Annotated in this window: 13 protein-coding genes; 3 read left to right on the top strand and 10 right to left on the bottom strand. The window is 66.7% G+C overall.

Annotation, left to right across the window (positions count from 1 at the left end; translation table 11 throughout):
- The 6 genes from ACWA1Q_RS13190 to ACWA1Q_RS13165 all read right to left on the bottom strand — a co-directional run bounded on the left by ACWA1Q_RS13190 (nucleotide 1) and on the right by ACWA1Q_RS13165 (nucleotide 5,325).
- Nucleotides 1–957, bottom strand: a complete 957-nt coding sequence (locus ACWA1Q_RS13190; RefSeq protein WP_463757973.1) for a 2-hydroxyacid dehydrogenase — start codon at nucleotides 955–957, stop codon at nucleotides 1–3.
- Nucleotides 957–2,456 (bottom strand): xylulokinase, encoded by a 1,500-nt coding sequence (gene xylB / locus ACWA1Q_RS13185; protein WP_463757971.1) that lies wholly within the window; start codon nucleotides 2,454–2,456, stop codon nucleotides 957–959. Before xylB ends, ACWA1Q_RS13190 begins: the two co-directional genes overlap by 1 nt.
- 5 nt (nucleotides 2,457–2,461) lie before the next feature.
- A complete protein-coding gene (locus ACWA1Q_RS13180; protein WP_463757969.1) occupies nucleotides 2,462–3,040 on the bottom strand; it encodes a glucose-6-phosphate isomerase family protein in 579 nt (192 codons plus the stop codon).
- An 88-nt stretch (nucleotides 3,041–3,128) separates the two neighbouring features.
- Nucleotides 3,129–3,944, bottom strand: coding sequence for a GntR family transcriptional regulator (locus ACWA1Q_RS13175; protein WP_463757968.1), 816 nt, complete (start codon nucleotides 3,942–3,944; stop codon nucleotides 3,129–3,131).
- Between the two features lie 17 nt (nucleotides 3,945–3,961).
- On the bottom strand, nucleotides 3,962–4,366 hold the full coding sequence (rbsD, locus tag ACWA1Q_RS13170) for a D-ribose pyranase (RefSeq protein WP_463757966.1): 405 nt from the start codon (nucleotides 4,364–4,366) through the stop codon (nucleotides 3,962–3,964).
- On the bottom strand, nucleotides 4,363–5,325 hold the full coding sequence (locus tag ACWA1Q_RS13165; protein WP_463757965.1) for a ribokinase: 963 nt from the start codon (nucleotides 5,323–5,325) through the stop codon (nucleotides 4,363–4,365). The genes rbsD and ACWA1Q_RS13165 overlap by 4 nt, the downstream gene beginning before the upstream one ends.
- Nucleotides 5,326–5,470: 145 nt before the next feature.
- On the opposite strand from ACWA1Q_RS13165, the gene ACWA1Q_RS13160 reads away from it, so the two are divergent.
- The gene (locus ACWA1Q_RS13160) at nucleotides 5,471–6,136 is read left to right on the top strand and encodes a transaldolase family protein (RefSeq protein ID WP_463757963.1); all 666 of its coding nucleotides are present in this window, start codon (nucleotides 5,471–5,473) and stop codon (nucleotides 6,134–6,136) included.
- 29 nt (nucleotides 6,137–6,165) lie between these two features.
- Here ACWA1Q_RS13160 and ACWA1Q_RS13155 read toward each other — a convergent pair whose 3' ends face one another.
- The 4 genes from ACWA1Q_RS13155 to ACWA1Q_RS13140 are packed head-to-tail and all read right to left on the bottom strand — an operon-like array spanning nucleotide 6,166 to nucleotide 10,141.
- Nucleotides 6,166–6,840: a FadR/GntR family transcriptional regulator gene (locus ACWA1Q_RS13155; protein WP_463757961.1), complete on the bottom strand. Its 675-nt coding sequence runs from the start codon at nucleotides 6,838–6,840 to the stop codon at nucleotides 6,166–6,168.
- Between the two features lie 35 nt (nucleotides 6,841–6,875).
- Nucleotides 6,876–8,213 (bottom strand): MFS transporter, encoded by a 1,338-nt coding sequence (locus ACWA1Q_RS13150; RefSeq protein ID WP_463757960.1) that lies wholly within the window; start codon nucleotides 8,211–8,213, stop codon nucleotides 6,876–6,878.
- A 55-nt stretch (nucleotides 8,214–8,268) separates the two neighbouring features.
- Complete coding sequence (locus ACWA1Q_RS13145; RefSeq protein ID WP_463757958.1) at nucleotides 8,269–8,937, bottom strand: LuxR C-terminal-related transcriptional regulator; 669 nt, start codon at nucleotides 8,935–8,937, stop codon at nucleotides 8,269–8,271.
- The gene (locus ACWA1Q_RS13140; protein ID WP_463757957.1) at nucleotides 8,924–10,141 is read right to left on the bottom strand and encodes an ATP-binding protein; all 1,218 of its coding nucleotides are present in this window, start codon (nucleotides 10,139–10,141) and stop codon (nucleotides 8,924–8,926) included. The genes ACWA1Q_RS13145 and ACWA1Q_RS13140 overlap by 14 nt, the downstream gene beginning before the upstream one ends.
- 113 nt (nucleotides 10,142–10,254) lie before the next feature.
- Between ACWA1Q_RS13140 and ACWA1Q_RS13135 the strand changes: the two genes are divergently transcribed.
- Both ACWA1Q_RS13135 and ACWA1Q_RS13130 read left to right on the top strand, forming a co-directional pair.
- A complete protein-coding gene (locus tag ACWA1Q_RS13135; RefSeq protein ID WP_463757955.1) occupies nucleotides 10,255–11,775 on the top strand; it encodes a PspC domain-containing protein in 1,521 nt (506 codons plus the stop codon).
- Nucleotides 11,772–12,101, top strand: coding sequence for a hypothetical protein (locus ACWA1Q_RS13130; RefSeq protein ID WP_463757953.1), 330 nt, complete (start codon nucleotides 11,772–11,774; stop codon nucleotides 12,099–12,101). Before ACWA1Q_RS13135 ends, ACWA1Q_RS13130 begins: the two co-directional genes overlap by 4 nt.
- Nucleotides 12,102–12,309: the final 208 nt, after the last annotated feature.

Genomic DNA, 12,309 nt, shown 5'->3' with positions numbered 1-12,309 from the left:
TCAGCCTTTCAACGGGACGGGGTTCGGGGGAGCGCTGCCGGAGAGGACGGCGAGCACATTGTCGACGGCGATCGAGCCCATGGCGTCGACCGCTTCGACGGTTTGCGCGCCGAAGTGCGGCGTCACCACTACTCTGGCGGAGAGATCGTCGGAGAGCAGCGGTGACGGCGACCCGTCCACGTCACCAGCGAGGGTGTCGGCGGCGAATCCTGCGACGCGGCCCTCGCGAAGCGCACGGGAGAGAGCCACCTCGTCGATGAGGTCGGGTCGCGCTGTATTGATCAGCACGAGGCCCTCTCGAGCGGATGCCAGCCAGCCGGCATCCACAATCGTCGTTCCGCCTGGCGCGTGGAGCGTCACGAGGTCGCAGACCGCAGCCATCTCGATAACGTCGATGGGGTCGGCTCCGGCGGCACGCACCGCTTCGTCGCCGAGCCACGGATCGTGGGCGACGACACGGGAACCAAAGCCGGAGAGTCGCCGGGCGACACCCTGGCCGATGCGGCCGAACCCGACGATTCCCACGGTGAGGGAGCCGAGTTCCCGACCGCGGTGCACCGACCAGTCCCCGGCGCGGACGCGGCGGTCGCCGAGCGTCGTGCCTCGCAGCACGGCGAGCATGAGGCCGACGGTGTGGTCAGCGACGGCGCCACTGTTCGCCCCCGGAGTGTTCGTCACGATGACGCCGCGCTCGGCGGCGGCAGCGAGATCCACCGCTTCGAAGCCCACTCCGTATCTGGCGACGACACGAAGGTTCGGCGCTGCATCGAGGTGAGCCGCTGTGATCGGGCCGGTCCCGGCGATCCAGGCGACCGCATCCGTCAGGAGGGGGCGGAGCTCGTCAAGGTCATGCGTGGGTGTCGCGAGCGCAACGTCGTGGCCAGCGGCAGCAAGTTCACCGATCAGATCGCGGGAGCCGGACGAGAAGGAGCGGCTCGAGGCAAGAACACGAGCCATTAGCGTGCGAACCTGCCGGAGTTCCACGATTCGAGGCTCGAGTAGCCGTCGAGGAACACACGGTGTCTGCCGAGATAATCGCTGTGCCTGGACGCATCGGGGGTGAACTCGGCGGTCACTTCGGAAAGCTCGCGTGCTGCCCCGAAGCCGTCGCCGAGCCCGAGCCCGACCGCGGCCGTGACAGCGGCACCGAGACTGTTTGCCTCCTCGACGATGCTGCGGCGTCGAACGGGCACACCCCAGACGTCGGCGAGAATCTGCAGCCAGACGTCGCTCGCGGCGCCTCCCCCGATCGCGTCGATGCGGTCGACGACCGCGCCGGATTCACGGAAGGCCTGGATGCACGTGAAGAGGTTGAAGGCGACCCCCTCGAGCACGGCGCGGGTCATCGCTGCACGTCCGTGGTGCCGGCCGATCCCGAGGAAAGCGCCAGAGGCATCCGGATTCCAGTGTGGGGAACGTTCGCCGAGCAGGTAGGGCAGAAAATACAGCCCGCTCGAGGCCGCGCCGGCCGTATCTGCGTCGGCGACGAGAGCGGACAACGCGGAACCTGACGGCTCAGGTGTGAGGAGTTCGGAGACCCAGGCGAGGGCAGCGCCGCCCGCCTGCATCGTGGCTGTCGGAACGTAGCTGCGCGGCACGACGTTGTCGAAGGTCATGGTGCGCATGAGCGGGTCATAAACGGGCACATCGCTCGCGAATGAGATCCACGACGACGTGCCGAGGGAGACGTATGCACCGTCTGACGGCGACACGATTCCCGCGCCGACCGCGGCGATGGGGCCATCCCCTCCACCCATCACGACGCGGGTGCCTCGGCGTAGTCCCATGGCGCTCGCCGCAGCTGCCGTCAGCTCACCCACGACATCCGTCGATTCGAGTATTTCGGGGAACAGCGAGGAGTGGAGACCGGCTGCCGCGAGCATGTCGGGTGACCACGCGCCGAGCGCCTGGTCATATGCGTTCGTGGCCGAGGCATCCGATCGGTCGGTAGCGAGGCGGCCGGTGAGCCGGTGGATGACGAAGTCCTTCGCAACGCAGAAATGGCGGACCCTGGCGAAGACGTCTGGCTCGTTGTCACGGACCCACATGATCTTCTCGAGCGAGTAGGTGGGGTTGAGCCGGTGACCGAGGAGGGAATAGGCGCGGCCCTGCCCGATGACGGACTCGAGGGTCGTCGTCTGAGCGCTCGACCTGGTGTCGGCCCAGATGATCGCGGGGCGAACCGGTCGGTAGTCGGCGTCGAGCAGAACGGCACCCATCATCTGGCCGCTGATCGTCATGCCGGTGATGGCGGCGGGATCGGCGTTCGCCCGGGCAAGGAGATCGCGTGTCGCCAGGACGACAGCGTTCCACCAGTCCTCGGGGTCCTGCTCGGCGACGCCGCCATCAGCGAAGCGTGCCGGATAGCCGACGGTCACCGCGCTGAGCAGGCGGCCATCGTCGGTGTGCAGGGAGGCCTTGTTGCCCGTCGTTCCGAGGTCGTGCGCGAGGATCATGGTTTTCAGTCCGCGTAGTAGTCGATGAACTCGACGCCGGTGTCGCCTGCGAGCACCCGTCGGCCCATGCCGTGTTCAAGTACCCACCCATAGTCATGTCCGGCGCCGCCGGGGTAGACGGCGAGGAAGGAATACGGCTCGTCACCGACGTTGATGCTGCGGTGCGCCCAGCCCGGCGGCATGTACCCGATGGTGCCCGGTGTCATGTCGACCCACTCGGTCTCGGTGCCGTTGAACATGAGGAGACCGCCGTGCCCTGAAATGCCGAGGTAGATCTCACCCTGGTGGTTCGGGTGCTGATGGCCCTTGGTCATCCACAGCTCTCCGGCGGTCGCCCCGGGCTGGATCGTGGTGATCGACTGCGGCAGTTCGCGCTCGACCTCAGGCACGCGGGAGGAGACGACGGAGTAGACGACGGGGTCGCCGTCTGCGACAGCCTTTTCCCATGCGGCGTGATCACGGAACAGGCCTTCGAGATCTGACATACGGCGGGTCAGGGTCGGCCCCTCGGGCTGGAGGGTTCCTCCGGCGGGGTCGAACCGGATGCTCATCGGCGGCACGGGAAGGTTTGAGTAGGTCGTCACGAAATCTCCTCGATCGGGCAGCGTCGATGCTGCGCTTCCACAGTACCTGTAATGACAGGTGACATGTAATTACATGTTGTTCCGCTGCCTAGTTCGATCCGGTGTGCCGCAGCGACGCCGTGCTCGCGTCGCCAGGGGTGGCGTTGAGCTGGAATTCGAATCGACTGCGGTCGCCCCGGTGGTAGGCGACGAAGAACTCCATCGGGCGGTCGTTCTCGTCGAAACCGACACTGCGGAGCACAAGGAGGGCTTGCCCGGCGCCGACGCCGAGGAGTGCCCCCTGCTCGCCGGTGGCTGATGCGGCTTCCGCCGATCGCACACCGCGAACAGCACGGATGCCGTGGGTTGCGAGAATCGCATAGAGCGACTGGTCTCGCAGGTCCTCATCGAGCACGACGTGCCCGATGTCGTGCGGCAGATAGGTCGTCGTCCATGACCACGGTTCGTCATCAACGTGCCGGAGTCGTTCGAGCACGACGACGGCTGTGCCGGGAGAGATGTCGAGGGCGGCCGCCACCTCGTCGTCGGCAGGGGCGACCTCGAGACGCCGGACGTCGCTGTGCACGTGGCCGCCGCGTGCAGCAACCTCCTGGAAAAGGCCGGTCAACGTGTGGACAAGGCTCTCGGGCGTTTTCTGGTGCGCCACGAAGGTGCCCTTGCCTTTGACTCTCTCGATCACGCCCTGGTGTTCGAGCTGCGACAGAGCCTGCCGCACGACCGTGCGCGAGACGCCGAACTGTTCGCACAGTCGGTGTTCACCCGGCAGGAGATCGCCGGGCCGCAAGCCGAGGCGGGCGATGTCCTCGATGATCCGGCGCTTGAGCTGGTGATACATCGGCGTCGGTGCCTGCCGGTCGATGTCGGTGGGCTCGACGGCCGGGGTGGGGTCGGTGGTCAGGGTCACTGGGGTCGATTCCGGAATCAGTACGCGACGCCGGCCTGGAGGATGACGTTCGCGTAAGGCGTGAACTCCCCGGACCGGACAAAGGCGCGGGCGTCGTGGGTGCGGAGTTTGAAGTCGGTGTGGGGAACGAGGGTGATCGGAACCCCGAGCGGGTCGAGCCGCTCCCGCAGTGCCCGCAGGACCTCGGGGCTGTGTTCCTCGACCTCGGCCGAGACGATCGCTCCTTCGACGACGAGCTCGGCGAGCACCGTGTCGAGAACGTCGAAGAACGCGGGGGCTCCCGGGCGGTAGGCGAGGTCGACGCGGTCGGAGCCAGGCGGAATTGGCAGGCCGGCATCGGTGACGACGATGAGGTCGGTGTGTCCGGTCTCGGAGATGATCCGGGAGAGTTGCGGGTTGATGGTGGTGTTCGTGCTTCTCATCGGATGGCCTCTGCGTGGGTGGCGGCGAGTGCGTCGACCTCGTCGCGGTGGGGCAGGCTGGGCGACGCTCCCCGGCGGGTGACGGTGAGCGCGCCGGCCGCGATGGCGCGACGGATGGCATCCGTCACGTCGTATCCGTCGGCGAGCGAGGCGCCGAGGTAGCCGGCGAACGCGTCGCCGGCGGCGGTGGTGTCGACGGCATCGACCTGGATCGAGTCGAAGTGCTCGACGGCGTCTGCGGTCACGAGAACGGCGCCTGCCGCGGCCATGGTGATGAGAGCGCTCGTCGCTCCGCGCGCCGTGAACCAGCGGCCGGCCTCGATCGCTGATGCCTCGTCGACGACCGGGATGCCGGTGAGGATCGACGCCTCGGTCTCGTTCGGCGTGACGATGTCGACGAGGGGCCAGATGGTCTCATCGAGGGCGGCGGCCGGTGCGGGGTCGAGGACCACGGTGAGCCCGGCGGCGTTGGCTTTACGAATCGCGTACTGGGTGAGCGCCCAGGGGATCTCCAGCTGGGTGAGGAGCACCCGGCAGGTGGAACCGAGTTGTTCAAAGGCGGTGTCGATCTGTTCTTCGCTCAGCGACGAGTTGGCGAGGGGCACCATGACGATGTCGTTCTCGCCAGAGTCGTCAACGCGGATGTGGGCGATCCCCGTTGGGCCGGGAACGGTGCGCACGTGGTCGATGTGCACGCCGGCGTCGCGGAGGCCACCGGTGACGAGCTCGGAGAACAGATCGGTGCCGACGCAGCCGACCATATGGGCGTTACCTCCTGCGAGGCCGGCGGCGACGGCCTGATTTGCGCCCTTGCCGCCGAGAACGAGTGTGAAGTCGTCGCCGAGGATCGTTTCTCCGCGTGCGGGTAGCCGGGAGGAGAAGGTGGTGAGGTCGGCGGTGATACTTCCGACGATCAGCACGCCGCCTGAAGCGGGTGCAGACGACTGTGTCTGGCTCATATGTGCCTTTCCGGGGGCGGGTGTGGCGGGCACCGGAGCGAGCCCGGCTCTGCCTGTCATTACATTAGCGGACAGGTGGGCCAGCTCAAGGGGTGAGCTTGGTACGCTTCCCGGACGGATTCGTTCACGACAGGAAAGTGCCGCCATGACGACCACCCCCCGTTTCTACGCTGACAGTGCCGATGTCGACGCTGTCTCCGGCTTGCTCGCGTCAGGGCTCGTTCACGGTGTGACGACCAACCCGACGATTCTGGAGCGCGCGGGGCGATCCGTTTCAGATCTGGCCGAGCTCTACGGCCGGTGGAAGTCCGAAGGTGCTCACGAAATCTTCTTCCAGTCCTGGGGGACGACCGAACAGGAGCTGGTGACGCACGCGCACGAGATCCTTGAGCTGGGGTCTCTCACCGTCGTGAAGGTGCCGGCGACGCGCGAGGGGTTCGGCGCGGCATCCGTTCTGGTCCGGCGCGGAGCGCGCGTTCTGCTCACTGCCGTGTACTCCGATGCTCAGGCGCTGGCTGCTGCGACGATCGGCGTGCGGTACATCGCTCCGTACCTCGGGCGGCTGAACGACGCCGGACGTGACGGTCTCGCCGAAATCGGCCGGATGCAGTCGCTCGTCGCCCGCAGCGGAACGGATGTTCTCGCCGCGAGTCTGCGCTCGCCGTCCAATCTGGTCGATCTGGCTCTGCTCGGCGTCCCGTATTTCACCGCGGCGCCGTCGGTGTTGCTCGCTGCGTTCCAGAACGATGTGAGCGACAGCTCGGCGGCGGAGTTCGAGGCCGCCGTCGGCCGGGGTCTCGCTGGCTCCTGACCCGGTCCCCAAATTCAGCAACTTGGGGTTCAGCTGACGGCGTCGCGGAGCCACTGCTCCACACCCGAGATGTGCACGATCGTGAGCGCCTGGGCCAGTTCCGCGTCTCCGCGTTCGAGGGCATCGACGATCGCACGGTGCTCGGCGAGGGTGCGGCCGACGGAGTTCTCCTGGGTCAGACCGCGCCAGATCCGCGCCCGCACGGTGTGACTCGACAGCGATTCGATCAGGCTCGCGAGGTACCCGTTGCCCGCGGTGTCCACGATCGCCTTGTGGAACTCGAGGTCGTGGGCGACGAGCCCCTCAACGTCGGTGCTGTGGTCGACCGACGCAATCTGGGCGCGGAGGCCGCTTACCGTGGCATCCGTCATGTGTTGCGTCGCGAGGGCGACGGCGGCGGGCTCGAGGATGCGGCGAACGGCGAACAGCTCGAGGATCGACGAGTCGTCGTGCAGGTCGACGACGAACGACATCGCCTCGAGCAACAGCCGGGGCTCAAGGCTCGTCACGTACGTGCCATCGCCTCTGCGAACATCGAGCACGCGGATGACTTCAAGAGCCTTCACGGCCTCACGCATAGAGCTGCGCGACAGACCGAGGCGCTCCGAGAGTTCTTTCTCCGGGGGGAGCCGGTCACCAGGGCCGAGTTCGCCCGTGAGAATCATCTCTTTGATCTTGAGGATTGCCTCGTCAGTGACCGCCATGCAGAGATCCTATCTTTCGCGGATGCCGCAGCGGGCTATCGGAGGCGCTCCTGCTTCGCCTGCACCGGGAGGAGCAACAGAAGTCCGATGAAAATGACGAGAATGATGCCGAGAATGCCCCAGTACTGTTCGCCACCGATGGTGATGAACAGCGCGAATGCTGTCGGTGCGAGGAATGACACCGCGCGACCGGTCGTCGCGTAGAGCCCGAAGACCTCACCCTCACGGCCGGCGGGGATCAGCCGTGCCAGGAACGACCGTGAGGCGGACTGGGCGGGTCCGACGAAGAGGCACAGTGCCAGACCGAAGATCCAGAACATGATGGCTCCGCCGTCGTGCAGGAAGAACACGGCGAGCCCGGCGAGGACGAGGCCGATGAGGGATGCCACGATCACCGGTTTCGCTCCGAGTTTGTCGTCGAGCAGGCCGACCGTGATGGTCGAGATGCCCGCGACGACGTTCGCGCCGATCGCGAAGATGATGACCTCGCCCGGGGAGAAACCGAACCAGCCGGCAGCGAGAACCCCGCCGAAAGTGAAGACGCCGGCGAGGCCGTCGCGGAACACGGCGCTGGCGAGCAGGAAGTAGACGGTCTGGCGGCTTTCGTTCCAGAGCTTCTTGATGTCGCTGAAGAGCCGGCCGTATGAGGCGATGAAGCCGACCTTCGGGCGGCGGGTGCCGACGCCCTCGTACTCGGGAACGCTGAGCAGGACGGGCAACGCGAAGAGACCGAACCAGATCGCCGAGACGAGAACCGTGACGCGGACGTCCATGGCACCCTCGCCCGTGATCCCGAAGATACCGACCTCCGGCTGGATCAGTCCGAAGTAGACGATGAGCAGCAGGACGATACCGCCGAGATACCCCAGGCCCCAACCGACGCCGGAGACCCGGCCGATCGTCTTCGGGGTGGACACCTGCGCGAGCATGGCGTTGTAGTTGACGCCGGCGAATTCGAAGAACACGTTGCCGGCGGCGACGAGCAGGAGCCCGAGCCAGAGGAAGCTGGGGTCTGGTTGCACGAAGAACATGCCGGCGGTGATCGCAACGACGATGTAGGTATTGACCGCGAGCCAGAACTTGCGGCGCCCGCCGCTGTCCGATCGCTGACCGGTGACCGGTGCGAGCAGCGCGATGAGAAGACCCGCCCCGGCGAGCGCCCACCCCAGCTGCGCGGAGACCGCGGCTTCCTCGCCGAACGTGTCCGAGGTGAGGTAGACGGTGAAAACGAACGTGGTGACGACGGCGTTGAACGCGGCGGAACCCCAGTCCCACAGGCCCCACGCAAGTACATGCCTCGAATTGATGGTGACTGGCGCCTCGGAGAGGGCGGGAGCGACAGTGGCGTTGCCATCGTTGGCGTTGGTCGTCATGAGGTCAGGCTAGTGGTTCCTGGTTTCGCAGGGGTGAACACGCGCCACGAGCGTCTCAGAGCAGTTTTCGCTCCAGTGCCCACGCCGTGAGTTCGTGCCTCGACGACAGCTGAAGTTTGCGGAGAACGCTCGAGACGTGCGTCTCAACGGTCTTCACCGAGATGAAGAGGGAGGTGGCGACCTCCTTGTAGGCGTAGCCGCGCGCGATCAGCCGCATCACCTCCTGCTCACGGGCGGAAAGCCGATCCAGTTCGTCGGATGCCTCGGCGGTCTCGCCCGAGACGGCACCGAACGCGTCGAGGACGAACCCGGCCAGCCGGGGTGAGAAGACGGCATCTCCGTCGGCGACGCGACGCGCGGCATCCGACACGTCTGCACCGGACGCGCTCTTGGTGATGTACCCCCGGGCGCCGCTCCGGATGACGGTCACAACATCGTCGGCCGCATCGGAGACACTCAACGCCAGGAACTTCGTGTCCGGTGCCTGCGGCGCAGCCCGGCGGATGACCTCAGCCCCGCCTCCGCCAGCGCCACCGGGAAGATGAACGTCGAGCAACACCACGCTCGGCCTGGTCTCGACAACGAGGTTCACGGCTTCATCGACGGTCGCCGCTTCGCCGAGAACGCGGATGCCGTCGGCCAGGTCGGCGCGAAGTCCCGATCGGAAGATGGAATGGTCGTCGACGATGACAACGGTGAGCTCACGGTTCTCAGGACTCGACATGGTGCACTCCAGCGTTCAGGGGAAGAGAGAGGCGGACTTCGGTGCCGGTTCCGCCGGGCCCCGCGACCAGCTCGGCGGTTCCGCCGATCCGGTGCATCCGACCGAGGATCGACTCGCGAACACCCATTCGGTCGGCGGGGATGTCATCGAGCACGAGACCAGGGCCGCGATCGGTCACGGTGAGTTCGACGGCGGTGGGCGATGACTCAAGGAACACCGACACCGTGCCACCCGCGTGCCGTGCCGCATTGAGCATCGCTTCGCGGGCCGCGCCAAGCAGCGCATCGGGAACGGAGGGAGGGCTCTGACCGGCAGATACGACCTCAATCTGGGCGGCGTACTCCTGCTCGATCACCGCGGCGATCCGGCGCAGCTCCGCGGCGAGGTCGACGCTCGAAGCGGGGGAGCCCGCGAACAACCAGTCCCTCAGTTCTCGTTCCTGCGCACGAGCCAAGCGCGATGCCTCGCTCGACGGGTCGGCCTTCTGCTGGATGAGAGCGAGAGTTTGCAGCACCGAATCGTGCAGGTGCGCCGCGATTTCAGCACGGTCGGCCTCACGCACCCGCGCCGCCCGCTCATCGGCGAGGTCGCGAGTCAGTCGCACGAGCCACGGCGCAACGACGATGGCGACCCCGAACAGCACGGCGATCGCGGCGGTGAACACCGTCCAGACGTTCGGTTCCTCGCCCGTGACGAAGAACAACAGGATGCCGAGGGCAACGAGCACGAGCGCGCCCAGCGCCCGCACGAGCAGGGCGGATGATGAGGAGGAGCGTTGCTGTCGCAGATCATCGAACTGGCGCCAGGCGAGTCCAGCGCCGGAGAGAACCACGATCGCGGGGATGACGAACGCCAGCGGAACGTTGGCTCCCAGCCTCGATGCGACGAGGGCCCCGGCGGCCGCGAGAAGGGCGACACCGAGAAGGATCTCGGTCACGGGAGCGGACCGGACCCGGCCGGGATCCGCTGCGGTGGCATCCGTCGGGCGGGTGAGCACACTTTTGAGTGGATCGGTGGAGCTCTCCGCGATGGGGGTCGTCGCCCACAACCACGCATACAGAAGGGCGCCGGCTCCGCCGCAGACGGTCAACAGCACCGTCACCGTGCGCACGACAGGCAGTGGCAGTCCGGTGTGCTCAGCGAACCCGGCACACACGCCGCCGACGAGCCGCACGCGCGGCCGGATCATGCGAGGGGTGTCCATGGTGCAATCCAAGCACCCCGGAGGCCGGGTCGGGGACCTCGGCGCTGATCTCAGGGTCCGGTCAGGGGGATACCCCATGGTTCAGCCAGCGGGTCCGGGCCAGACTCGAAACCATGAACGACGCACCTTTCCCCTCTGGCGCACCAGCTTCGGCCGGTCCGGCCGCGCCGCCGCCCACCAACTTCTTCGACTGGATCCGCGGCACCGGCATTGCCCGCACGGACGACCGCTGGCTCGCCGGTGTCGCCGGTGGCATCGCCGCACACACGCGCCTCGACCCGCTCATCATCCGCGGCATCATCCTCGTCGTCGCCCTTCTCGGAGGGCCCGTCCTCTTCCTCTACGCCGTCGCGTGGGCGCTGCTTCCCGACAGTTCCGGTCGTATCCACGCCGAGCGTGCGCTCAAGGGCATCTTCGATCCGGCGGCGGTCGCCATCGTCGTGCTCATCGTCCTCACCTTCCTCCCGTTCATGCGCGGGTTGTGGTGGCAGGGCACCCCGGGCTTCTGGAACATGCCGGAGTGGCTCGAATCCACCTTCCGCACGGGCTGGATCCTCGCCCTTCTCGCCGGCCTGATCTGGCTCACCGTCGTCATCGCGAAGCGCGTGACCGAGGGCGCTCCCGCGGCACCCGCGCAGGCGCCCCGCTCACACGACGACTTCTGGATGAATGCGGCAGCACCGAGCACCCCTTCAGGCACGGATGCCGGGCCCGACTCCTCCGATCCCGCCACACCCGGCTCTGCGCCAAGCGCGGGCACGGGAACAGGCACCGCCTTCCCGGCGAACAGCCCCAGCGCTGCGCCCTCCGGAGTCTGGTACGAGAGCCCCGAGGCGGCACACACCGGAGCGGGAGCAGCGCCAACCGTGATCGGTGCCGTCTGGGATCCGTCACGGAATTCGGCTGAGAAAGAAGCACAGCGCCGGATTCGTGACGCCGAGCGGGCCCGTCTCCGCCGCGAGCACGAGGAACGATACCGTCGACGCCAGCCCGGAGCGGCGTTCGTCTCCATCGCGCTCGGCCTCTCACTCCTCGCTGGAGTGTTCCTGACGATCGGACTCGGCTACACCGAGTTCTCTGACACGGCTCTCCTCATCGGCGTCGGAGGCGCGCTGGCAGTGATCGCCCTCGCGACGATCCTTTCCGGCATCCGTGGAAAAGAGAGCGGTGCGCTGGGTTTCTTTGCCGTCGTCGCCATCCTCGTACTTCTCTTTGTGGGAGTCTTCCCGCGGGGCACGTCGATCGCAGCCGTCGGAGACAAGATCTGGGAAGTGACAGACGCGGCTCCCGGATCATCTACCGGATTCTCGATGGGCGCCGGGTCGCCCACCCTCGACCTCACCGCACTCGATGACCGCGGCGCCGAAACCGGAGGGCTCGTGGAGTTCTGGCTCGGCGCAGGTACCGTCACCCTCGAACTCCCCGACGACGCGCCCGTGATCCTCGAGGTCTCCGGTGGTGTTGCAGGGATCAGCTACACCGATGACGACGGCGACCTCCGGGAACGTGGCGCTCCGCTCTACCGTGAGGTCGTCCGTTTCGGGAACACGACCGACAGTGACACGACAACCGTCCGAATCTGGCTCGGCGCCGGCAGCGTCGACATCAGCGACGCCCGAAGGAGCTCACGATGAGCGACAACAACAACAACAACAACAGCGACACGCGACCGTTCCCACCATCGACCGGTGACGCGGATGCCACGGAGGTCCTGTTCGGCACCCAGTCGACCGACACCGACACCACCCTCCAGTCAAACGTCGACAGCGACCGGCTCCGGCCACGCTTCGGCACCATCTTCTGGGGCGTGATCCTGTTGGTGTTTGCCGCCTTCATGGTGACGAACGCGATCGTCCCGTTCGTTCTCGACCCGACCACGTGGGTAATCGCGGCACTCGTCGCCGGGGGCGTCGTTCTCGTGGTGGCAGGGATCGCGGCCGCCGTTCGCCGGGCTGACTGACGGCATCCGTCACGAAAAAGAGGGCGAGTGGGCGAAAGTCCGCTCGCCCTCCTTTCATGTTCAAAAGGGCAGCGGAACTTGAGTCGAGAAGGCTCAAGATTTGCCGTGAGAAGTTGACACGAGAATGACTGCCGGTAAACTTGAGTCATCGCCGCTCAACTATGAGTGAGCGTCACGAACTTTTCTAGCGGGCCGCATCCCGGCCAAC

The sequence above is a fragment of the Mycetocola sp. TRD_SC_2 genome (assembly GCF_055361225.1).
The sequence above is the reverse complement of the archived record's forward strand: the minus strand, read 5'-3'. Positions and strand labels throughout refer to the sequence as shown.